The organism is Nocardia sp. NPDC055050, from assembly GCF_053608345.1.
Window position 1 is genome coordinate 1 of record NZ_JBSGVG010000034.1, and the last position, 22,209, is coordinate 22,209.

24 protein-coding genes are annotated in these 22,209 nt (G+C 67.0%); 13 read left to right on the plus strand and 11 right to left on the minus strand.

Features of this window, described 5'->3' with window-relative positions; genetic code table 11:
* Positions 1-35: 35 nt before the first annotated feature.
* Positions 36-1,703 (minus strand): FAD-dependent oxidoreductase, encoded by a 1,668-nt coding sequence (locus ACWGCN_RS27440; protein ID WP_379314894.1) that lies wholly within the window; start codon positions 1,701-1,703, stop codon positions 36-38.
* Positions 1,704-1,858: 155 nt separating this feature from the next.
* Here ACWGCN_RS27440 and ACWGCN_RS27445 point away from each other — a divergent pair, with 155 nt between their 5' ends.
* Positions 1,859-2,350 carry a SixA phosphatase family protein gene (locus tag ACWGCN_RS27445; protein ID WP_378634316.1) on the plus strand — a complete coding sequence of 164 codons (492 nt, stop codon included), beginning with the start codon at positions 1,859-1,861 and terminating at the stop codon, positions 2,348-2,350.
* Positions 2,351-2,366: 16 nt separating this feature from the next.
* Here the strand turns inward: ACWGCN_RS27445 and ACWGCN_RS27450 are convergent, their stop codons facing one another.
* Positions 2,367-2,570 carry a hypothetical protein gene (locus ACWGCN_RS27450; RefSeq protein WP_062988972.1) on the minus strand — a complete coding sequence of 68 codons (204 nt, stop codon included), beginning with the start codon at positions 2,568-2,570 and terminating at the stop codon, positions 2,367-2,369.
* 48 nt (positions 2,571-2,618) lie between these two features.
* Between ACWGCN_RS27450 and ACWGCN_RS27455 the strand changes: the two genes are divergently transcribed.
* The 5 genes from ACWGCN_RS27455 to ACWGCN_RS27475 all read left to right on the plus strand — a co-directional run bounded on the left by ACWGCN_RS27455 (position 2,619) and on the right by ACWGCN_RS27475 (position 5,983).
* The gene (locus tag ACWGCN_RS27455) at positions 2,619-2,987 is read left to right on the plus strand and encodes a VOC family protein (protein WP_378990926.1); all 369 of its coding nucleotides are present in this window, start codon (positions 2,619-2,621) and stop codon (positions 2,985-2,987) included.
* Positions 2,988-3,074: 87 nt separating this feature from the next.
* On the plus strand, positions 3,075-3,539 hold the full coding sequence (locus ACWGCN_RS27460; protein ID WP_378990927.1) for a MerR family transcriptional regulator: 465 nt from the start codon (positions 3,075-3,077) through the stop codon (positions 3,537-3,539).
* Positions 3,536-4,552 (plus strand): aldo/keto reductase, encoded by a 1,017-nt coding sequence (locus ACWGCN_RS27465; RefSeq protein WP_378990928.1) that lies wholly within the window; start codon positions 3,536-3,538, stop codon positions 4,550-4,552. Before ACWGCN_RS27460 ends, ACWGCN_RS27465 begins: the two co-directional genes overlap by 4 nt.
* Positions 4,553-4,682: 130 nt before the next feature.
* Positions 4,683-4,997: a GNAT family N-acetyltransferase gene (locus tag ACWGCN_RS27470; protein ID WP_452459459.1), complete on the plus strand. Its 315-nt coding sequence runs from the start codon at positions 4,683-4,685 to the stop codon at positions 4,995-4,997.
* Positions 4,994-5,983, plus strand: coding sequence for a pirin family protein (locus ACWGCN_RS27475; RefSeq protein WP_452459458.1), 990 nt, complete (start codon positions 4,994-4,996; stop codon positions 5,981-5,983). Before ACWGCN_RS27470 ends, ACWGCN_RS27475 begins: the two co-directional genes overlap by 4 nt.
* 109 nt (positions 5,984-6,092) lie before the next feature.
* Here the strand turns inward: ACWGCN_RS27475 and ACWGCN_RS27480 are convergent, their stop codons facing one another.
* Both ACWGCN_RS27480 and ACWGCN_RS27485 read right to left on the minus strand, forming a co-directional pair.
* Entirely contained in the window at positions 6,093-6,572 is a 480-nt protein-coding gene (locus ACWGCN_RS27480; RefSeq protein ID WP_387445720.1) for an SRPBCC family protein, read from the minus strand.
* The gene (locus tag ACWGCN_RS27485; RefSeq protein WP_378634300.1) at positions 6,569-6,901 is read right to left on the minus strand and encodes an ArsR/SmtB family transcription factor; all 333 of its coding nucleotides are present in this window, start codon (positions 6,899-6,901) and stop codon (positions 6,569-6,571) included. Before ACWGCN_RS27485 ends, ACWGCN_RS27480 begins: the two co-directional genes overlap by 4 nt.
* Positions 6,902-7,025: 124 nt before the next feature.
* Here ACWGCN_RS27485 and ACWGCN_RS27490 point away from each other — a divergent pair, with 124 nt between their 5' ends.
* Together ACWGCN_RS27490 and ACWGCN_RS27495 are read left to right on the plus strand one after the other, a co-directional pair.
* Positions 7,026-8,282 carry an FAD-dependent oxidoreductase gene (locus ACWGCN_RS27490; RefSeq protein ID WP_452459457.1) on the plus strand — a complete coding sequence of 419 codons (1,257 nt, stop codon included), beginning with the start codon at positions 7,026-7,028 and terminating at the stop codon, positions 8,280-8,282.
* A gap of 111 nt (positions 8,283-8,393) precedes the next feature.
* Complete coding sequence (locus ACWGCN_RS27495; RefSeq protein WP_379313624.1) at positions 8,394-9,035, plus strand: hypothetical protein; 642 nt, start codon at positions 8,394-8,396, stop codon at positions 9,033-9,035.
* A 1-nt stretch (position 9,036) separates the two neighbouring features.
* Here the strand turns inward: ACWGCN_RS27495 and ACWGCN_RS27500 are convergent, their stop codons facing one another.
* Positions 9,037-9,882: a helix-turn-helix transcriptional regulator gene (locus ACWGCN_RS27500; protein ID WP_452459456.1), complete on the minus strand. Its 846-nt coding sequence runs from the start codon at positions 9,880-9,882 to the stop codon at positions 9,037-9,039.
* A 100-nt stretch (positions 9,883-9,982) separates the two neighbouring features.
* Between ACWGCN_RS27500 and ACWGCN_RS27505 the strand changes: the two genes are divergently transcribed.
* Positions 9,983-10,993: an aldo/keto reductase gene (locus ACWGCN_RS27505; RefSeq protein WP_379313627.1), complete on the plus strand. Its 1,011-nt coding sequence runs from the start codon at positions 9,983-9,985 to the stop codon at positions 10,991-10,993.
* A 79-nt stretch (positions 10,994-11,072) separates the two neighbouring features.
* Entirely contained in the window at positions 11,073-11,753 is a 681-nt protein-coding gene (locus tag ACWGCN_RS27510; RefSeq protein WP_379313628.1) for a hypothetical protein, read from the plus strand.
* Positions 11,754-11,814: 61 nt separating this feature from the next.
* Here ACWGCN_RS27510 and ACWGCN_RS27515 read toward each other — a convergent pair whose 3' ends face one another.
* Together ACWGCN_RS27515 and ACWGCN_RS27520 are read right to left on the minus strand one after the other, a co-directional pair.
* Complete coding sequence (locus ACWGCN_RS27515; RefSeq protein ID WP_452459455.1) at positions 11,815-13,149, minus strand: serine hydrolase domain-containing protein; 1,335 nt, start codon at positions 13,147-13,149, stop codon at positions 11,815-11,817.
* A gap of 23 nt (positions 13,150-13,172) precedes the next feature.
* A complete protein-coding gene (locus ACWGCN_RS27520; protein ID WP_378990945.1) occupies positions 13,173-13,691 on the minus strand; it encodes a hypothetical protein in 519 nt (172 codons plus the stop codon).
* A 114-nt stretch (positions 13,692-13,805) separates the two neighbouring features.
* Between ACWGCN_RS27520 and ACWGCN_RS27525 the strand changes: the two genes are divergently transcribed.
* Complete coding sequence (locus ACWGCN_RS27525) at positions 13,806-14,474, plus strand: TetR/AcrR family transcriptional regulator C-terminal domain-containing protein (protein ID WP_452459454.1); 669 nt, start codon at positions 13,806-13,808, stop codon at positions 14,472-14,474.
* Positions 14,475-14,527: 53 nt separating this feature from the next.
* Here ACWGCN_RS27525 and ACWGCN_RS27530 read toward each other — a convergent pair whose 3' ends face one another.
* Positions 14,528-15,058, minus strand: coding sequence for a CGNR zinc finger domain-containing protein (locus ACWGCN_RS27530; protein WP_378990949.1), 531 nt, complete (start codon positions 15,056-15,058; stop codon positions 14,528-14,530).
* Positions 15,059-15,096: 38 nt separating this feature from the next.
* On the opposite strand from ACWGCN_RS27530, the gene ACWGCN_RS27535 reads away from it, so the two are divergent.
* Positions 15,097-16,098, plus strand: coding sequence for an EamA family transporter (locus ACWGCN_RS27535; protein WP_452459453.1), 1,002 nt, complete (start codon positions 15,097-15,099; stop codon positions 16,096-16,098).
* 18 nt (positions 16,099-16,116) lie between these two features.
* On the opposite strand, the gene cynS is transcribed toward ACWGCN_RS27535, so the two are convergent.
* A complete protein-coding gene (gene cynS, locus ACWGCN_RS27540) occupies positions 16,117-16,566 on the minus strand; it encodes a cyanase (RefSeq protein ID WP_378990954.1) in 450 nt (149 codons plus the stop codon).
* A gap of 159 nt (positions 16,567-16,725) precedes the next feature.
* Here cynS and ACWGCN_RS27545 point away from each other — a divergent pair, with 159 nt between their 5' ends.
* Entirely contained in the window at positions 16,726-17,553 is an 828-nt protein-coding gene (locus tag ACWGCN_RS27545) for a formate/nitrite transporter family protein (protein ID WP_452452849.1), read from the plus strand.
* Here ACWGCN_RS27545 and ACWGCN_RS27550 read toward each other — a convergent pair.
* Positions 17,550-18,083 (minus strand): hypothetical protein, encoded by a 534-nt coding sequence (locus ACWGCN_RS27550; protein ID WP_452459452.1) that lies wholly within the window; start codon positions 18,081-18,083, stop codon positions 17,550-17,552. The two genes, ACWGCN_RS27545 and ACWGCN_RS27550, sit on opposite strands and share 4 nt — an antisense overlap.
* 81 nt (positions 18,084-18,164) lie before the next feature.
* Entirely contained in the window at positions 18,165-22,118 is a 3,954-nt protein-coding gene (locus tag ACWGCN_RS27555; protein WP_378990960.1) for a DNA-directed RNA polymerase subunit beta', read from the minus strand.
* Positions 22,119-22,209 lie beyond the last annotated feature (91 nt).

The following is a 22,209-nucleotide window of genomic DNA, read 5'->3' on the forward strand; positions in this document are numbered from 1 at the left end:
ACCCGACACCGCGGGTACCCGTGCCGGCTCTGCACCTAGCCCTTGGCTGCTTTCAGCAGGTCGGCGCGGGTGGTGAACTTGACCCGCGGCCTGCCTGCCGCCTTGCCCGCGGTCTTCTCGGCCTGGTCGATGGTCTTCCAGCCCTTGCGGTCGACCAGATCGGGCTGGCGCTGCGCGAGCAGTGCCCGCAGGGCGGCGCGGTCGCCGGTCGGCGCGGTGAGTTTGCCCGCGATGAAGTCGGCGATCACCGCTTCGACGGTCTCCTCGGCGTCGATCCGGTTGGAGCCGATCACCCCGCGCGGGCCGCGCTTGATCCAGCCGGAGACGTAGACGCCGGGGACGGGGACGGTCGCGTCGATGACCCGGCCGTGCTCGCTCGGCACGGTGCCACGGCGCTCGTCGAAGGGCAGGCCGGCGACGGGTTCGCCACGGTAGCCGATCGAGCGCAGCACCAGGCCGGTCTCGATGGTCTCGGTGCGATCGGTAGCGGTGGCCACCAATTGCCCGTTCTCCTCGGTCAATTCGTTGTGCGCGAACTCGATCGCGGTGACCGCGTCGGTGCCGTGCACGACGGTCGGCGCGGCGAGGTAGCGGAACACGATCCGCTTGTTCGACAGGTCGGGCGCGGCCGTCGAATACTCTTTCGCGAGCTCGTACTTCAGGCGCAACGAGGGTTCGATGTTCGGATCGTCGAGCAACGCGCGGCTGTGCGGGTCGAGTTCGATATCGGCGGGGTCGACGATCACATCGACGCCCGTGCGATGGGTGAGCGCGAGGAACTCCGGCGAGCTGTAGGCGGCTTGCAGCGGGCCGCGTCGCCCGAGGATCACCACCTCGCGGATGTTGCTGCGACGCAGGGCGTCCAGCGCGTGGTCGGCGATGTCGGTCTTGGCGAGCTCGTCCGGGTCGCCGGTGAGCACGCGCGCCACATCGAGGGCCACGTTGCCGTTGCCGACGATCACCGCACGTTCACCGGACAGGTCGAACTCGTGCTCGGCGAAGTCGGGGTGGCCGTTGTACCAGGCCACGAACTCGGTGGCCGAGTGGCTGCCGGGCAGGTCCTCGCCGGGGATGCCGAGCGCGCGGTCGCTCGAGGCGCCGACGGCGTAGATCACCGCGTGGTGGTGGTCGAGGAGCTCCTGGTGATCGATGTGCTCACCGACCTCGACATTGAGGTAGTACTGCAGCGTGTCGCGGCGGAACGCCGACTCGAACATCTCGGCGACGCCCTTGGTGCCCGCGTGATCGGGGGCGACGCCCGCGCGCACCAGACCCCACGGGGTCGGCAGCCGGTCGAACATCTCCACCTCGACATCGCTGCGCCGCAGCAATTCGTCGGCGGCGTAGCAGGCAGCGGGGCCCGCGCCGACGATCGCGACGCGCAGCGTGCCCAGGCTCTTGGGCGGGCGCACCGGTGTGCTCAGCGGGTCGAAGTTCGACTCGAGCGGGTGACGCTGGAAGTAGGCGGCGTTGATCTCGCGGTATCTGGACAGCGAGGCCAGCAGGTCATCTTCGGAGAAGATCGCGTCCACCGGGCACGCGTCAACGCAGGCACCGCAGTCGATGCAGGTGTCGGGGTCGATGTACAGCATCTCCGCCGTGGCGAACTCCGGTTGATCCGGAGTCGGGCGGATGCAGTCGACCGGGCATTCGGTGACGCAGCTGGCGTCGTTGCAACAACGCTGCGTGATGACGTAGGCCATAGGTGCAGATCCTCGAAATGTGTGGTCGGTGGCTCGAGACGCCCCCTATCAGGGCCCGTGGCGGGTGAACCACGAACCCATCGATGGTGACGCAGCTTTCAGTGTGCCTCGAGTGTGACTGCTACCTCACCGCTGCCCACGATTACGGTGGTCTCATGGTGGCGACCCTGATCCTGATGCGGCACGGAAAATCGGCCTATCCCGACAACGTCGACGACCACGCGCGCCCGCTGGCACCGCGTGGCGAGCGCGAAGCGGCGCTGGCCGGGGACTGGTTGCGCGCCGCCGCGCCGCCGATCGACGCGGTGCGCTGCTCGACCGCCGAGCGCACCAGACAGACCCTCGCGGCCACCGGCATCACCGCGCCCGTCGAGTACACCGACGACATCTACGACGCGAACCCGCACACCCTCATGGAACTGATCGGGCTCACCGACGACACGATCTCGACGCTGCTCATCGTCGGCCATGTGCCCGGGATTCCCTGGACCGCGTGGGAGCTGGCGGGCAACCGCGAATCCGATCAGGCGACCGAGCTCAGCCGCAAGTTCCCCACCTCGGCGCTGGCCGTGCTCGAATTCGATCGGCCGTGGGCACAACTCGGCCCCGGAACGGGCGAACTCACGACGTTCCACGTCCCGCGCTGACCTCATTCGGTGCGGCTCACTTGAGCAGCTTGCCGCCGACGACGATGCCCACCCCCAGCAGCGCCAGAAGCACGAACGCGACGAATCCGTTCGTCAGCGCCCAGACCACGCCGAGCACGAGTACCACCGGGGCCACCGCGATAGCGGTGATCACCGGGCTCTCCTTGACCGTTTCCCAAGCCGAGCGGGCCCTGACGCGGTCGATGTCCTTACCAGCCATGTGATCCACACTACGTTTCCGTCGGACCACCGTGTCATGCTCGACCACATGGATTGGAAAATCGAACTCGTTGCCATCCCGGTCACCGATGTCGACCGGGCCAAGGATTTCTACACCAGCATCGGCTTCAACGCCGATCACGACCACACACCGTCCCCGGAGATCCGATTCGTCCAGCTCACACCGCCGGGTTCGGGGTGTTCGATCTGCATCGGCCGCGGGCTCACCAGCGCCGCGCCGGGCAGCGTCGAGGGGATGCAGATGGTCGTGGCCAGCGCCGACAAGGCCTATGAACAGCTGATCGCCGCGGGTGTGGCGGCCAGCCCCGTCGAGGACATGGGCTGGGGACGGTTCACCTTCTTCGCCGACCCCGACGGCAACAAGTGGGCGATCCAGGAGCTGCCGAACTACAGCTGACTTCGCTCGCCCCGAGGAACAGTCCTTGCTTGGAGTGCACTCCAGGTGGATACCGTCTAAGAAGTTCCACGGGAAGGGACGAGCACGATGGATCAGGACGCGGCGCTGCGCGCCGAGAGCGGCGACGACGAGCACGAACGCCCGAGGTATTCGATCGGCCAGGTGGCCGATCGCTCGGGCCTGAGCCGCGACACCCTGCGCTGGTACGAGCGGATCGGGCTGATGAGCTATGTCGGTCGCGATCACACCGGCAACCGCCGGTTCAGCGACCGCGACCTGGAGTGGCTGGCGCTGATCGCCCGGCTGCGGCTCACCGGCATGCCGGTGGCCGACATGATCCGCTACGCCGAACTGGTGCGGGCAGGCGAGCAGACCTACCCGGATCGGCTGGAGATGTTCCGGCAGACCAGATCCGACGTGCTCGACAAGATCGCGGAGCTGCAGCAGACCGTGGCCGTTCTCGACTACAAGATCGCCGTCTACGAAGGCCGATCGGATGTGGTCCGGCCCGCCACGATCACCGTGCACACGAGCGAAGGAAGCGACACATGAGCACCACCGCGACACTGCCGACCACGACTCTGGGCGCCGACGGACCGCTGATCGGCACTCAGGGGCTCGGCTGTATGGGCATCAGCGAGTTCTACGGTGATACCGACGCGGCCGAATCGCGGGCCACCCTCGACCACGCGCTCGAACTCGGCGTCACCCTGTTCGACACCGCCGATGTGTACGGATCCGGCCACAACGAGGAATTCCTCGGCGATTTCGTGCGTGCCAACCGCGAAAACCTGCTCATCGCCACGAAATTCGGCATCGTTCGCAAGGCCGACGATCCGTCCTTCCGCGGCTTCGACAACTCCCCCGCCTACATTCGCGCATCGGTCGAGGCCAGCCTGCGCAGGCTCGGCGTCGACACGATCGACCTGTACTACATGCACCGGCGCGACCCGCGGGTCCCGATCGAGGAGACCGTCGCCGCCATGGCCGAACTCGTCGCGGCGGGCAAGGTGCGGGCGCTCGGGTTGTCCGAGGTGACCGGTGACGAGCTGCGGGCCGCGCACGCGGTGCACCCGATCGCGGCGTTGCAGTCGGAGTGGTCGCTGTTCTCCCGCGACGTGGAACGCACCGCGGTGCCCGCCGCGGCCGAACTGGGTGTGGCGTTCGTTCCGTACTCGCCGCTGGGCCGCGGTTTTCTCACCGGCGCGTTCACCTCGGCGACAGAGCTGAGCGACCAGGACTTCCGCAAGTTCCAGCCCCGCTTCACCGGCGACAACGCCCAGCACAACGCCGCATTGCTCGCACCGCTGGCCGCGATCGCCGCCGCGCACGGCATCACCCAGGCCCAGGTCGCACTCGCGTGGGTACACGCGCGGGCGGACGTGCACAACCTGTCCGTGGTGCCGATTCCCGGCACCCGCAAGCGGACCAGACTGGCCGACAACGTCGCCGCGGCATCAGTACGCCTGTCTGCGGACGAACTGGCCGCAGTGGAGCCGATCGCCGAACAGGTGGCAGGCAGCCGGTACGCGGATATGACGTTCACCTCGGCAGGACGCGAATAGAGTCCCGCGACGACCGACGATCGCGCGGAATAGGCTGCGGCCGACGAATGGTTCTGGTTACCGTCACGGTCGACGCAACGACGCGCCGACCCTCAGCGCACCGCCGTCGGTGCGGAAGGAGCGTTTGCCGATGACCGAGACAGCAGAGCCACAGCGCCGCGTCGTGCGCAATGTCGAGAAGAATCGCTACGACGTGTTCTTCGACGACGAGCTCGCCGGCTTCACCGAATACATCGAGCGCGACAACGACACCGATTTCATCCACACCGAGATCGATGACGTGTTCGCGGGCAAGGGACTCGGCGGCGTACTCGCCCGCCAGGCAATCGAGGACGTGATCGCGCGCGGGCGCACCATCACCGCGCACTGCCCGTTCATTCGCGGCTGGCTGGACAAGCACCCCGAGTACGACGCGCACGTGGTGGGCAAGGGCATCGCCGGATGAGCGACCTGGAGATCGACCCGGACGAGGCGCTGTGTGAGCCGTCGCCGCGTCCGGGTCCGATCGCCGAGTTGTATCCGGCCAGGGAGGTCCCACTCGGCGGGGTGCGCGGGGTGTACGTGGAACGCACACTGCCGCAACGGGATCTGCCGACCGTCGGCGCATGGTGTTTCCTCGACCGGTTCGGTTCGGCCACCGCGACCGAGGCCGGCGCCTCCCCCGACATCCTGCCCCACCCCCACATCGGCTTGCAGACGGTGACCTGGCCGCTCGACGGCCGCATCCGGCATCGCGATTCGGTGGGCTCCGACGTCGAGATCGCGCCGGGGCAGCTGAATCTGATGACCTCCGGTCGCGGCATCGCGCATTCTGAGTTCGGCGTGCCCGGCGCGGAAGCGGGCCACGGCCTCCAGCTGTGGATCGCGCTGCCCGGCACCGCCACCGGCATCGACCCGCATTTCGAGCAGCATCGCGAACTGCCGAGCTACGCGGCGCCAGGACTGCGCGCCACCGTGCTGATCGGCGCCCTGGGCGGTGTCGCCTCACCCGCGAAGGCCTACACGCCGATCGTCGGGGCCGACATCGTGCTCGACCCCGGCGCCGAGGTGTCGCTCCCGCTGGACCGCGCGTTCGAGCACGCCGTGCTGGTGATCGAGGGCGCGGTGACGATCGACGGCACCGAACTCACCCCGGGCCCGCTGCTGTATCTGGGCACCGACCGCACCGAATTGCGCCTGTCCAGCACCGACGGAGCGCATTTCGCGCTGGTCGGCGGCGAACCCTTCGCCGAGGAGCTGGTGATGTGGTGGAACTTCGTCGCCCGCAGTCACGAGGAGATCATCGATGCGCGGCAGGCGTGGGAAGCCCGCGATACCAGCCGTTTTCCGTTGGTCGTCGGCCACACCCCCGAGGAGCGGATACCCGCTCCGCCGCTACCGCCGTTGCGCTTGAAGCCACGCAAACGAGCGACCGGCTGCACTCACCTCTGACGCGGCGCCGAGGCCGCATCGCCCTCGCTGTCCGGAATCAGCCTGCGGCGAAACAGGCCACGCCGCCACCCGATGCGGGACTCCCCGCCACCGCATCGGGTTCGCGCGCTCAGCGACGTTCGGCCAGCAGGGCGTCGAGGGCCCGGTAGCTGTCGTTGAGGCCGACCTCCATGCCCGAGGCGAGCATGCCCGCGCATTCCTCGGCCGTGTGGAAGATGCTGTCGGTGGCGACCCTGGTGCGGCCGTCGCCGAGATCGATGAAGGTGGTCGAGTCGATGCAGATGTGGGCGGGCATGCCGTCCCACTCGAAGGACTGCACGATGCGTTCCTTCGGGGTGATCTCGCGAAAGCGGCCCTCGAAACCGTAGGACTCGTCGCCGTCGTGTTCGACGAAACGCCAGTGGCCGCCCTTGCGGAACTCCCAGCGCTCGACGTCGACCACATGGCCGCGACCCCACCAGCGGGAGAGCTGCTCGATGCGGCTGTAGGCGTCCCATACCCGGTCCAGTGGGGCGTCGAAATCGCGTTCGATGTGGACTTCGCGGTCCGAGGTGGAGGTGATGACGGCGTCGTTGGTGGTGGTGCTCATTGCTCTGGCTCCGTTCGTTGCAGGAATTCACCGAGACGGTCCATCCGGGCTTCGAGCATCTGCCGATAACCCTGCATCCAGGCCACCTCACGATCGAAGACGTGCTCACAGATCCGGCAGTACCGCACCCGCCCACGCTTCTCGGTGACCACCATGCCCGCGTCCTCGAGCAGGCCGATGTGCTTCTTGATGCCGGTCAAGGTCATCTCGAATCGCTCGGCCAACTCGCTGATACTCGCGGGTCCACGCCCGAGTTGCTCGAGGATGCCCCGCCGTGTGGGGTCCGCGAGCGCCCCGAACGAGGCGTCTAGGAAGTCATACTGAACCATCTAGTTCAGTATTGCGTGGCGACGTCATCCGGTCAACCCCTTTCGGAAAACCCTGGACGGGCCGATGGATTCACTACTACGCTTTGTCGTAGAACTTGGCGGGAATCATCGAGGGGGAACACTCATGGACAAGACCACCTGTTGCATCGTCGGCGGCGGCCCCGCGGGCACGATGGCCGGTCTCCTACTCGCCAGAGCAGGCGTCGAAGTGACCGTGCTGGAAAAGCATGCCGACTTCCTCCGGGATTTCCGCGGCGATACGGTGCACCCGTCGACGGTGCGACTGATCGACGAACTGGGGCTCGGCGCGAACTTCGCCAGGTTGCCGCGCTCCGAGCTCACCCGGATGTGCATGCACGCGGGCGACCGCATGGTGGTCGCCGCCGATTTCACCCGAATTCCCGGCAAGTACCGGCACATCGCCATGGTGCCGCAATGGGACTTCCTCGACCTGCTCACCAGCGCCGCGGCCGAGGAACCGACCTTCACCCTGCGCATGCGCTCGACCGCGACCGGACTGATCGAGGAGGCGGGCCGGGTGGCAGGCGTGCGCTATCTCGATGCCGACGGTGTCGAACACGCCCTGCGCGCAGATCTCGTGATCGCCTGCGACGGACGCGATTCCGTGACGCGCGAGGCCGCGGGTCTGCGCCCGCGCATGGAGGACGTGCCGATGGACATGTGGTTCTTCCGCATCCCGAAATCGGAGGACGACATCGACGGCGGTGCCGTGCAGGCCCGCTTCACCAACGGCAACTCCGCGGTGGCCATCGACCGCGGCGACTACTACCAGACCGGCTACATCATCGAAAAGGGCTGTGACGCAGAGCTTCGCGCCGCACACGACGTGCGGTGGCTACGCGATCGCGTCACCGAACTGTTCGGCTGGTCCACCGAGGCGACAGCGGCGATCCGGACTTGGGACGACGTCAAACTGCTCGAGGTGACGGTGGGCATGCTCGACCGGTGGTACGTCCCCGGCCTGCTGTGCATCGGCGATGCCGCGCACACGATGTCACCGGTCGGCGGGGTCGGCGTCAATCTCGCGGTGCAGGACGCCGTCGCGGCCGCGCGCATCCTGGCCCAGCCGCTGCTCGACGGCACCGTGCGGACCGCCGACCTGGAAAAGGTGCAGCGCAGGCGGATGCTGCCCGCGAGCTTCACGCAGCGATCCCAGCGCGGCGAACACGACATGCTCATCACGCCCGCGCTGCGGGGAACCCTGCACACCGCACCCTTGCCGCTGCGTGTTGTCGACGCCGTGCCCGCGCTCGCCGGAATCACCGCTTATCTCGGCGGTATCGGGCTGCGCCCCGAGCACGCGCCGGATTTCGCCCGACGTCCACAGACCGGCGCCGGATCGTCGAACGCGCGGCGCTGATCCGTCCCGGCCCCGCTGGCTATGGACTTTCCGAACGGGGCCGCAACGGCTAGGTTTGCCGCGATGAACGGGACGAACCGGACCCGGGCGGAGCAGCAGGAGGCTTGCGGGATGAGGATCGGCACTGGGGTCGGGGCGGCACTGCTCGCGATGGGGGTCATCGTGGCGGCAGCCGGGAACGGGCACGCCGAGCCCGCGCCGGTGATCGCCGAGCAGCCGGTCGCGGCGCCCTCGCTGCGCGGCATCGACAAGGGCGTGAACTACCAGGTGAGCGCCACCGAGGATCGGCGTGCGGTGGTCACCACCATCGACACGGGGCGGTTCCAGCTCGTCCACGACGCGACAGTCGTCGCGATCACCGACGAATCGGGGGCGGTCCTCGCGGCGCTGCCGATGGTCGTGCGGGTCGGTGCGCACGCGGTGCCGCTCACACCGTCGATCGACGAGCAGGGCACCAGCCTGACCCTCACCCCGATCAGCGAATCCACCACACCGGTGCGCGACATCAGCGCACAGGAACGCTTCTTCGCCGAAACCCAACGCCTGCAACCGAAGATCATCGAAGGTGCCGCCATCGGGGCTGCCATCGGTTTCGTACTCGGCTTCCCACTCGGCCTGTTCATCCTGGACTTCATCACCGTCCCGGTCGCCACCGTGGCAGGGGCGGCGATCGGCGCGCTCGCCGGGTACGCGCTGGCAGGCGGTCAGCCCGCAATCGACACCGCGCTGGCCTATGTCACCGGGACACCGTGAATCACTGTGTCGGACTGAGGAGTTGGGTGCCGATCACCCGCAGCAGCGCCATCTTCTCCGCCGCGTCGGTGCCGGGACGCGGCAGATAGACCAGCAGTCGCTGGGCGGCGTTCGGGGTGAGCAGGGTTTCGCAGATCGTATCGATCAGGCCGATTTCCGGATGCAGGAACTGTTTGGTGTCGGAGATCCGCACGGCGACCTCGTGTTCGTTCCACAGCTCTTCGAATTCCGCACTGTTGCCGCGTAACTCGCTGATGAAGCCGGTGACCTCCGCATCGTCGGCGCGACGTGCCGCGGTGGCACGCAGATCGGCCACATGGCTGCGGCTCATACGGGCCCAATCCGATTCGGGGAAGAGCGTTCTGGCCGATGGATCGGTGAACCAGCGCCAGGAATAGAAGCGATCGAGACCCCTGCGGGCGCCGTGGTCACCGGCCAGCAGACTGTGCATGCGGTTCTGGACGAGAACCTCGCCGAGATCGGTGATCACGGCGGCGGGGACGTCGTCGAGTTTGTCCAGCATGTGCAGCAGGCCGGGGCCGACGTGCTTGTCGCGCAGCCCGCGGTCCGGGGACGAGTGGCCGCACAGATGGAACAGGTGGTCACGCTCGTCGGCACTCAGGCGCAGCGCGCGAGCCAGCGCGGCGAGGACCTGGGTGGACGGGCGTGGACCACGCGCCTGTTCGAGGCGGGTGTAGTAGTCGGTCGACATGCCGGTGAGCAGAGCCACCTCGTCGCGTCGCAGACCGGGGGTGCGCCGGCGCACGCCAGGCGGCAGGCCCACGTCGGCGGGGGTGAGCAGTTCCCGGTGACGGCGCAGGAAGTCGGCCAGCTCGGATCGGTCCATATCTCCATGGTGCGCTTCGCGGCGGCGCCCAGCCAGGGACCGGCGATCCCCCGATGAACGATCTCTGCCGCGAGCGGCGCTCGCGGCGCAGGCTCGAAGCATGACGAACTCACAGATTCCCACCGTCGGCCTCGGCGACACCGGTCCCCGCGTCAGCCGCATCGGCCTCGGCGCGATGGGCATGTCCGGGATATACGGCGCCTCCGACGACCGTGAATCGGTCGCGACCCTCCATGCCGCCATCGACGCGGGCATCAACCTCATCGACACCGGTGACTTCTACGGCGCGGGTCACAACGAGATGCTGGTCGGCAAGGCCATCGCCGAACGCGCCCGCGAGGACGTGGTACTCAGCGTGAAATTCGGTGCGCTGCGCGGGCCGGGCGGAACATGGGGCGGCTTCGACGGGCGACCGGCCGCCCTCCGCAACTTCCTCACCTACACACTGACTCGACTCGGTGTCGATCACATCGACGTCTACCGGCCCGCGCGCCTGGATCCCGAGGTGCCGATCGAGGACACCGTCGGCGCGATCGGCGAACTCGTCGAGGCGGGGTACGTGCGGCACATCGGACTCTCCGAGATCGGTGCCGACACACTGCGACGGGCCGCCGCGGTGCACCCGATCGCCGACCTCCAGATCGAGTACTCGCTCATCTCCCGCGGCATCGAAAAGGAAATCCTCCCGGTCGCACGGCAACTCGGCACGGGCATCACCGCCTACGGCGTGCTCTCGCGGGGGCTGCTCAGCGATACCTTCCGCAACGGCGGGCCTGCGACGGCCGGCGACTTCCGTGCCCACAGCCCGCGCTTCCAGGGCGAAAACCTCACCACGAACTTGCGCTTGGTCGAGGCGCTGGCCGATATCGCTGCCACGAAACAGGTTTCGGTCGCCCAGCTGGCGATCGCCTGGGCACTGAGCCGGGGCGAGGACATCGTGCCGGTCATCGGCGCGCGCAGCCGGACGCGCCTCGACGAGACGCTCGGGGCGCTCGCGATCTCGCTCACGCCCGACGAGCTGGCCGTGATCGAGGCGGCGGCACCGGCCGACGCCGTCGCGGGCGAGCGGTACGCGGCCGAGCAGATGGCGATGCTGGACAGCGAACGCTGATTTTCGCTGTCCGCCGACCGCGCGTTGCCGCCGGTCTCCGCTACCGTTGACACCAGTAAGTCCGCACGGGTGGGTGGTGATGAGAGTGGTGTTCGACCCGCTGGCCGATATCGAACGCGCCCTGGCCGAACAGGCCGGGTGGACGTGGTTCGACGACTACCTGCTGTACACCTGCGGGGTGGCCGATCTGCTGGCGCGCGGCGAGGTGGGACTGATCCCACACACGGCGACGCGGGTGCGGATCGAGCCCGGCGAGGTCGGTCTCGCCGAGGGAGCCGTCAACTGGTACACGTGGCGGCCGACCGGCGACGGAAATCGGACCAGGAGCCGGGGGCCCGTCGCCGGTCCGGCCCCGATCGTCGCGGCCGCGCAGTTGGGTAATGCGGTCGTGAACCGGACCCGGCGCACTCAGGCAGCGGCCGCCGCGCAACCGCGCTGGGTGGCGGAACGGCCGGGGTCGGTGATGATCTCGGACCGGCGGTTGCATCTCGCCAACCCCGATCGGTCGTTCTCGCTGTACTGGTCCGCGCTCGAGTCCATCGACCTCACCGCGCCGGATCGCGTCGGCTGCCGATTCCCCGACCGAGACGGCAAGTTGCAGCAGATCCAGATCCAAAGCCCTTGGGCGGTATTGCTTTTCGTCACCGCTGCCCTGCGGCACTTTCCGCACCACCCACTGCTGAAGACCGGCACCTGGCTGCCCGCGGGATTCGAGGACAAGTGCCATCTGGCGGGCAAGAAGTGCCCGAAGGTCAGGTAGGCGCGCTGCGGGCACGACCGAACCGCCGGGTGGCGAAACCCGGCGGTCCACCCGACGCGCGCTAGCCGATGCGGGTGAACAACCGGCCGGCCAGGTCCACTCCGATCACCCCGCCGTCCTCGTCGCGGCTGAAGTATCCGCGCTGACCGACGAAAGCCCCTGAGGTGACGATGTATTCGTCACCGCCGCCGGGCAGCAGGCCGACATCGAACGGCGCGTGGTCGGGCGGGAGATCGTGGCCGGCCGCCGCACGCAGCTCCGGCTTGATCCTGACCTCGAGGACCAGACTCGACGGGGTCGCGGTGATGTCGAAAGTCATCGCGTCGATCTCGTAGCGGCCGACCAGTTCCGCGGCCGCCGCGGCGTCGAAGGGCAGCGGTGCCGGGTCGACATCATCGATGCCGAGGTAGTGCGCGAGGACCCAGCGGACGATGCGCTGGTTGCACGCGATGCCATCGGGACCGGCGTTGGCCATCACCACCACCGCGAAGTCGCGTTCGGGGACGAGAAGCAGTTCGGCGAATTGCCCGAAGCCCGAACCGCCGTGGCCGATGGTGCGGACACCATCGATGTCGCGGACGAACCAGCACTGACCGATCGCGTCGCCGAGCGAACTGGCCCGCAGCTGCACGGTCGGCTCCTGCATGCGGGCGAGCATGTCTGTCGGCAGCACATCGCTCTTCCCCAGGTGCACGCGCATCCACCGCAACTGATCGGCGACGGTCGTGGCCAGGCCACCGCCGGGATTGTTGGCGCGGTTGCCCTTCCACGGCCGGACGACGCTCATTTCGTGGTCGGCGCCGAGTTCGTGGCCGATCGCGAAGCGGCGGGTCATGACCTCGGAGAGCTGGAAGACGCTGTTGTCCATACCGACCGGTGCGAGTACGAGGTCGTGGACCGCGCGCTCGAAACTCTGGCCGGTGACAGTTTCGATGACCCGGCCGAGGAGGTTGAAACCGGCCTGACTGTAGGAGGAGCGTTCGCCTGGCTTGCCGATCGGCGGGAGATCACTCAACCGGCGGGCGAACTCGGCGAGCGCGTCGTCACCCTCGCCGGTATCGACGAGGAGGTTCCAGTCCAGGCCCGAGGTGTGGTTGAGCAGGGCCCCGACGGTGATGTCGGTCGAGGCCGTGAATTCCGGAACATACTGCTGAACAGTCGCGTTGAGGTCGATTCTGCCTTCGGCGACCAGCCGCATCAGCGCGGTCGCGGTCACCGGTTTGGTGATGGAGCCGGCGGCGAACAGGGTGTCGGGGGTGATGGGAAGCGGGTTGTCGATGCCGGTGACGCCGTGCGTCGCGAAGATCTCGTGACCGTCGGCGAAAACACCGACGGCTAGGCCGGGGATGCCGAATTCGGTGGCGGTAGCGGCGATGAACTGGGCGAGATCGGACATGGTTCTTCTCCTTGCTTGCTGTTTCAGGAAAGTACGAGGGCCGCGAGGCCGAGGACGGCGCTGCCGAAGACGGTGATGTTGCGCAGCGTCTGCAACGTCCACGTCCAGGCCGGGAAGCCTGATTCGGCGGCCGCGAGCAGTGCGGGAACGTCGATACGGATCAGTTCGGGATCGCCCTTGCGGTGGAACGCGGCGCGCACCGAGCGCACGGCGGTGTGATTGCTGTAGACGATGACGCTGTTGCCGAGCAGAACCAGCGTCAACAGCACCCAGTTCAGCGGCCGGGCGACGGCCAGGTCAGCGAGGTTGACGCCGGCGAGCGCGATCATGATCGCGGCGACGCTCAGTGGCGCGGCACTCTCGTGGCCACTGGCGTCGAACCGCATGCCGTTCTCGGTGAGCGCGGTGGTGCGCACCCCCTGTCTGGCCAGCTCGGACTCGGCGGTGACCATGGCGGCCGCGCCGTAGCGATTGCGCACGAACGGCATGCTCACGAACGCGGCGGCGATGGCGAGGTCGATGGTGGCGAGGAAGACATTCATGCTGGTCGATCCCTTCTTGAACTTTGTAAAAGTAGCGTAGCGGTCTACTTGAACTAAGTGCAAGAGATTTCTTGAACTTTGTGAAAGTGCCAGGTGAACCCCTATGGTCTAGGCATGCCGCGTGAGACATTGACCCGCGAACAAATCGTCGCCACCGCGATCGACCTGCTCGACGAAGAGGGACTCGACGGGCTGAACATGCGCAGCCTCGGCAAACGGCTCGATTCCGCACCGACCGCGATGTACTGGCATGTGAAGAACAAGGACAACCTGATTCGCCTCGCCGCCGACGAGATCTGGGGCGAAATCACCCTGCCCGACCCCGACTCGCTCGACTGGCGCGCGGCCGCCGAACAGCTGGCCCGCGGGTTGTACACAACCATCACCAGGCATCCCTGGCTGGCGCAGGCGCAGTCGAGCTACCTGCTCTACGGGCCGAACAAGGCTCGCCACGACGAGGTCGCACTGACGGTGTACGAGAACGCCGGGTTCGTCGACGACGCGGCCGACCAAGCGATGGGGTCGGTGTTCACGCTGATCCTCGGCAGTGCCGCCGGCGCCGCGGCCGATGTGTCACTGCGGCGACGGCTCGGGCGCGGAGATCGCGATCCGGCGGTAGAACTCCAGGCCGCGCTCGACGAGGCAGGCGAGATCGCCCTGCCGTATCCGCGGCTGCGGGCCCGGCTCGAGCGCGCCGACACGGAAACCGTCACGGCCGTGGGGAGTTTCGAGTTCGGGCTCGCCGCATTGCTCGACGGGCTCACGCAGAGACGGCCGAGCTAGCCCGAGACAGACTCAGCCCGGCATCGGCCTACTCCGAACCACGTTGCAGTGGGCTACTTCTGGCGCGCACGGTAGGCGGCGACGGCGTTGCGGTTGCCGCATGCGGTGCTGCAATAGCGGCGGGAACGGTTGCGGGACAGGTCGAGTACCAGTCCCGCACAGTCCGCGTCGGCGCAGATCGAGAGTCTGCTCAGGTCGTCGGCGCGGATCAGATCGATCATCGCCATCGCGGTTTCGACGGCGATGCGAACCGGAAGTGGGGCTTGCGGCGGGACCGCGTGCACGTGATAGTCGACGTCGCCGTGGCGGACCAACTGCGGTACAGCGCGGTGCCCGGCGAGAGTCTCGTTCACGAGCGTGACGGCGGCATCGCGGTCGCTGGTGAGCATCGCGCGCAGCGGCGCGCGCAGGGCCCGGACAGCGGTCAGTTCGGCCGCGTCGCCGGTGTGCGCGCCCGTGTAGACGTGTCGTTCGAAGAACTCGGCGAGCTGAGCCGCCTCGGTCAAGGTGTCGGGGTCTTCGGCGGAATTGACCAGTTCGACCGCCGCCAGCAGGGCCGCCTCGGTGTCATGAGCAAAAACCACATTGACATATTACCGCAGGCTCCTTACCGTCATTAGTCATGGTGACTTTGACTCATGACAGCGCGATCCGGATGCGGTCCGGACTGCTGCTCGCGCTGGCGTCGGCCACCTCGTTCGGGCTGTCCGGTCCACTCGCGCGTGGGCTGATGAACGCGGGCTGGAGCGCCGCCGCCGTTGTCGCCGCGCGCGTGCTGCTGGCCGGAGTGGTTCTCGTGCCGCTCGCCCTCCCCCACCTGCGGGGAAACTGGAAACTGCTGTGCGCCAACGCCAATCTCATCGTCGCGTACGGCCTGGTCGCCGTGGCGGGCACCCAGCTCGCCTACTTCAACGCCGTCGCGCACATGGAAGTCGGCGCCGCGCTGCTGATCGAATACACCGCGCCGATCGTCGTGGTGGGCTGGTTGTGGGTGCGCCACCGGCAACAGCCCGGCGCGGCCACCATCGCAGGCGCGGTCCTCGGAATCACCGGCCTGCTGCTCGTGCTCGATGTGACCTCCGGCCTGTCGACCGACCCGATCGGCATCGCCTGGGCGCTGGCGGCGATGCTCGGCGCCGCGGCCTATTTCGTCCTCTCCGCCCAGGGCGGCGACCTCCCCGGCACCGTTCTGGCCTGCGGCGGACTCCTGATCGGTGGCCTCACCCTGATCCTGGCGGGCACCCTCGGCATCGTCCCCCTACACGCCACCACCCACCGGGTCGCCTTCGCCGACTTCACCACCCCCTGGTGGATCCCCATCCTCGTCATCGGCATCGTCACCGCCGCCATCGCCTACGTCACCGGCATCGCCGCCACCCGCCGCCTCGGCTCCCGCCTGGCCTCCTTCGTAGCCCTCACCGAAGTCCTCGCCGCCCTGATCTTCGCCTGGATCCTCCTCGCCGAGGCACCCAGACCGATCCAGCTACTCGGCGGCGCGTTGATCCTCATCGGAGTCGTCTCCGTCCGCCTCGGCGAGCCCACCGCGCCCGCGCTCGGCGACCCCGAGACACCGGCAGACACCCCGACGGAGCTCCCGCGGACTCGGACCGAGCAAGGATCCTGACCGTCGACAGAACCCGATTCACCAGCGGTAGTCGAGGAATTTGCCGTCCAGGGTGATGACGACGCGGTCGCCGTCGGGGTGGGGGCGGCGGGCTATGTCGATGTTGAAGTTGATGGCGCTCATGATGCCGTCGCCGAATTCCTCGTGGATGAGTTCCTTGAGGGCGGGGCCGTAGACCGAAACGGCTTCCACGAGGCGGTAGATGGTGGGGTCGGACAGTGTCGCCGGGTCGGCGCCGCGGGAGGGTTGCAGACGCAGGCTTTCGGCGACGGTGTCGTCGAGGTCCAGCAGCGTGCAGACGGCGGCGGCCTGTTCCTCGGTCATCGGGTGCTGGCCGAGCAGGGCTGCCGTCGTCCAGACCACGGGTGCGCCGATCGATTCCGCGATGCCCGCCCACGTCATACCCTTGCGGATACGAGCGGCGACGATGAGGTCGGCGGCGGCGGACTTGCTCAGGATCGGTTGCATGCAGGGGCTCCTAGGGTCGGGGTCGCAGCCAGCCTGCCATTCGGAGGCACTCGCCGCCATAGTGGAATACCACTATTTACGTGGGAGCAACGTCCGGTGACCGCGAGGCAACCTCGACAGCGAAAACTCCTGCGCTAGAGCCACTACGAAGGGTTTTCCATGTCCTATCTCACACCGGCGGACTTCGTCGAGAAGATGATCGACGCGGGCGAGGCCAAAGCCTTCATGTCCACCCGCGACACCGTGATCCGCGCCTACATGGCGGGCGCGATCCTCGCCCTCGCCGCCGCGTTCGCCGTGACCATCACCGTGAACACCGGCGAACCACTACTCGGAGCCGTGCTCTTCCCGGTCGGGTTCTGCATGCTCTACCTGCTCGGATTCGACTTGCTCACCGGCGTTTTCACGCTGGTTCCGCTGGCCCTGATCGACAAACGACGCGGCGTCACGGTGCGCACGATGCTGCGCAACTGGGGACTGGTGTTCGTCGGCAACTTCGCGGGCGCGTTCACCGTCGCGGTGATGATGGCCATCATCCTCACCATGGGTTTCTCCGTCGACCCCAGCGCCGTCGGCGAGAAGCTCGGTGAGATCGGCGAATCCAGAACCCTCGGCTACGCCGAACACGGAGCCGCGGGCATGCTCACCCTGTTCATCCGCGCCGTGCTGTGCAACTGGATGGTCTCCACCGGCGTGGTCGCCGCCATGATGTCGACCTCGGTGTCGGGCAAGGTGATCGCGATGTGGATGCCCATCATGCTGTTCTTCTACATGGGCTTCGAACACTCCATCGTCAACATGTTCCTGTTCCCCTCCGGCCTGCTCCTGGGCGGCGACTTCTCCCTCGGCGACTACCTCGTATGGAACGAAATCCCCACCGTCCTCGGCAATCTCGTAGGCGGGCTCACCTTCGTCGGCCTGACCCTCTACGCCACCCACGCCCGCACCGCCCCGTCACGGCGGCCCGCCGAATCGGCCCTGGACTAGAGCTCCTCCGACGCCCGCAGGGTTGGGTCCGGGTACTCGTACGCCGAGCGAATCCACTCGACCCTGGGGCGGCCACCCGCACCGTCGAACTCGAGGAAGACCGCGTGCCGGTATCCGAGCTGCTCGATGAACGCACAGAGTTTGATGTAATCGCCTTCGCGTGCCCGCGCTGAAACGCGCCCCTTCTTGGCTTCCAGCACAAGGATATTGCCGCGTTTCGAACCACTGTACGGTTCGTGCACGATCAAGTCCGGTACCACGAAGCTGACATCGTCGAGCCCCGCGCGCGCCAATAGCAGCTGCTTCCGCACCACCGAGAACCCTAAATTCGTGACACGATCGTATTCGACATCCGCCCGCCACTTCCCGGGCAGAACCGACAATCGCTGATTCAGCGCGGATGCGATGTGCGCCACCACAGTTCGCTCGTGAACGGCATCCACGACCAGATCCGGGCAGTCCGCCCACACCTGCTTGATCGCGCCACGGACCATGTCCTCGATCGACAGGGCCTCTGCGGTTTCGGGCATACCGAGATGGTCTCACCCCACACCGACACAGAAACGACGAACGCCCCGCTCCAAGAAGGAACGGGGCGTTCGGGTTACTGCTTAGCGGTAGTCGCTGAAGCCGTAGTCGTCCAACGGCACCGCTGCGCCGGTGGAGGAGCCGAAGCTGTCCGGGGAGTAGTAGGTGTCGTCGTAGGACGGCACCGCGTACGCCGCGGCACGGGCTTCTTCGGTCGGCTGCACCTGGATGTTGCGGTAACGGTTGATACCGGTACCAGCCGGGATGAGCTTACCGATGATCACGTTCTCCTTCAGGCCGATCAGCTTGTCGGAGCGGCAGTTGATCGCCGCGTCCGTCAGCACTCGGGTGGTCTCCTGGAAGGAAGCCGCCGACAGCCACGAATCGGTGGCCAGCGACGCCTTGGTGATACCCATCAGCACGGGACGGCCCGAAGCCGGCTCGCGGCCTTCGGCCACCACGCGACGGTTCGAGTTCTCGAACTCGGCGCGCTCGGTGAGCGAGCCGGGCAGGAACTCGGTCGCACCCGAATCGATGATCGTCACACGACGCAGCATCTGGCGAACGATGACCTCGATGTGCTTGTCGTGGATCGACACACCCTGCGAGCGGTAGACCTCCTGGACCTCGTGGACCAGGTGGACCTGCACCTGACGGGGACCCATCACGCGCAGCACCTCGTGCGGATCGGCAGCGCCCTCGAGCAGCTGCTGACCCACCTCCACGTGGTCACCGTCGGCCAGCAGACGCTCGGAGCCGTCGTCGTGCTTGAACACACGCAGACGCTGACGCTTCGAGAGCTTGTCGTAGACGACTTCCTCCGACCCGTCATCAGGGATGATCGTGATCTTGTAGAAGCGGTCGTCGTCCTCGAGACGCACCCGGCCCGAGACCTCCGCGATCGGCGCCTTGCCCTTGGGGACACGGGCCTCGAAGAGCTCCTGAACACGCGGCAGACCACCGGTGATGTCGTCGCCCGCGACGCCACCCTGGTGGAAGGTACGCATGGTCAGCTGGGTACCGGGCTCACCGATGGACTGGGCCGCGACGATGCCGACGGCCTCGCCGATATCGACCAGCTTGCCGGTGGCCATCGAACGGCCGTAGCAGGTGGCGCAGACGCCGGTGCCGGTGGTGCAGGTCAGCACGGAGCGGACCTTCACCTCGGTGATACCGGCCGCGAGCAGCGCGTCGAGCGCGGGGTCGCCGAGGTCGGCGCCCTTCGACACGATGACATTGCCCTTGGCATCCACCGCGTCGGACGCGAGCGTCCGGGCATAGGTGGAGGTCTCGACGTGCGCGTCACGGATGATCGTGCCGTCGGCCAGCTTCTCCGCGATCGGCACCAGGATGCCGCGTTCGGTGCCACAGTCCTCTTCGCGGACGATGACGTCCTGCGACACATCGACCAGACGACGGGTCAGGTAACCCGAGTCGGCGGTACGAAGCGCCGTGTCGGCCAGACCCTTACGAGCACCGTGGGTGTTGATGAAGTACTCGAGCACGGTCAGGCCCTCACGGAACGAGGACTTGATCGGGCGCGGGATGAACTCACCCTTCGGGTTCGTCACCAGGCCCTTCATACCCGCGAGGGTACGGGTCTGGGTGAAGTTACCCGTGGCGCCGGAGTCGACGATCGTGATGATCGGGTTGTCCGGCGGGTAGTGGGTACGCAGCGCGGCGCCCACTTCCTCGGTGGCTTCCTGCCAGATCTTGACCAAGGCGTTGTTGCGCTCGGAGTGATCGAGCGCGCCACGCTGGTACTTCTTCTCGATCAGGTCCGCCATCGACTCGTAGCGTTCCATGATCTCGGGCTTCTCCGGCGGAACGAGCACGTCCGACATGGAGACGGTGACACCCGAACGCGTGGCCCAGTAGAAGCCGGCGTCCTTGAGCTTGTCGACGGTCTGCGCGACGACGATCATCGGGTAGCGCTCGGCCAGATCGTTGATGATCGTGGCCTGACGCTTCTTCGGCATCGGCTCGTTGATGAACGCGTAGTCCGCCGGGAGCAGATCGTTGAAGATCACGCGACCCAGCGTGGTCTCGGCCAGCCACGCTTCGCCGCGCTTCCAGCCGTCCGGGAACAGCTCGTTCTCGATATCCCGCGGCGGGCGCTGCTCGGTCAGCCGCACCTTGATGGTGGACCGCACGGTCAGCTCGCCACGATCGACGGCCATCTGTGCCTCGGCGGGCGAGGAGAACACGCCGTACTCCGGCTCGTCCTTGGCGGCGGCCTTGTAGGTGCCGACACCGTTCTCGTCGAGACGGGTCAGGTAGAACAGGCCCGTCACCATGTCCAGACGCGGCATCGCCAGCGGGCGACCCGACGCCGGGGACAGGATGTTGTTCGACGACAGCATCAGGATGCGTGCCTCGGCCTGCGCCTCCGCGGACAGCGGAAGGTGCACGGCCATCTGGTCACCGTCGAAGTCGGCGTTGAACGCCTCACAGACGAGCGGGTGCAGCTGAATGGCCTTGCCTTCGACCAGCTGGGGCTCGAAGGCCTGGATGCCGAGGCGGTGCAGGGTGGGCGCGCGGTTCAGCAGCACAGGGTGCTCGGCGATGACCTCTTCGAGGACATCCCACACCTGTGCGCGCTGACGCTCGACCATCCGCTTGGCGGACTTGATGTTCTGCGCGTGGTTCAGGTCGACCAGACGCTTCATGACGAACGGCTTGAACAGCTCGAGCGCCATCAGCTTCGGCAGACCACACTGGTGCAGCTTGAGCTGCGGACCGACCACGATGACCGAACGGCCCGAGTAGTCGACGCGCTTGCCGAGCAGGTTCTGACGGAAACGACCCTGCTTGCCCTTGAGCAGGTCGCTCAGGGACTTCAGCGGGCGGTTACCCGGTCCGGTGACCGGACGGCCACGACGGCCGTTGTCGAACAGTGCGTCGACCGACTCCTGCAGCATCCGCTTCTCGTTGTTGACGATGATCTCGGGCGCACCCAGATCGATCAGTCGCTTGAGGCGGTTGTTGCGGTTGATCACGCGGCGGTACAGGTCGTTCAGGTCGGAGGTGGCGAAACGGCCACCGTCGAGCTGGACCATCGGGCGCAGCTCCGGCGGGATCACCGGAACAGCGTCGAGCACCATGCCCATGGGCGAGTTGCCGTTGGTCTGGAAGGCCGCGACGACCTTCAGACGCTTGAGCGCACGCAGCTTCTTCTGACCCTTGCCGGAGCGAATGGTCTCGCGCAGGCTCTCGGCCTCGGCGTTGATGTCGAAGTTCTCCATCAGCTTCTGGATGGACTCCGCACCCATGGCGCCGGTGAAGTACTCGCCGTAGCGGTCGACGAGCTCGCGGTAGAGCACCTCGTCGACGATGAGCTGCTTGACCGACAGCTTGGTGAAGGTCGTCCAGATCTCGTCGAGGCGGTCCAGCTCACGCTGCGAGCGGTCGCGCAGCTGACGCATTTCGCGCTCGCCGCCGTCCTTGACCTTGCGACGCACGTCGGACTTGGCGCCCTCGGCTTCCAGCTCGGCCAGATCGGCTTCGAGCTTCTGCGCGCGGGCCTCGAGGTCGGCGTCGCGCTGATCGGCGACAGCCTTCTTCTCGACCTCCATCTCGGCTTCGAGCGTGGAGAGCTCGTTGTGACGCAGCTCCTCGTCGACGCCGACGATGACGTAGGCGGCGAAGTAGATGATCTTCTCGAGATCCTTCGGCGCCAGGTCGAGCAGGTAGCCCAAGCGCGACGGAACGCCCTTGAAGTACCAGATGTGAGTAACCGGAGCGGCCAGCTCGATGTGGCCCATCCGCTCACGACGCACCTTGGCGCGAGTCACCTCGACGCCACAGCGCTCACAGATGATGCCCTTGAAGCGGACACGCTTGTACTTGCCGCAGTAGCACTCCCAGTCCCGGGTGGGACCGAAGATCTTCTCGCAGAAGAGCCCGTCCTTCTCCGGCTTGAGCGTGCGGTAGTTGATGGTCTCCGGCTTCTTCACCTCGCCGAAAGACCACTGGCGGATGTCATCGGCGGAGGCAAGGCCGATCCGGAGTTCATCGAAGAAGTTGACGTCTAGCACGTAACTTCCTTTCCCCTGTTCGGGTCGAATTCGAGCAAAAGTTCACTAGTTGTCGAGCGCGGTGCGCGGCGCGGTCGCTTCCACAGCGACC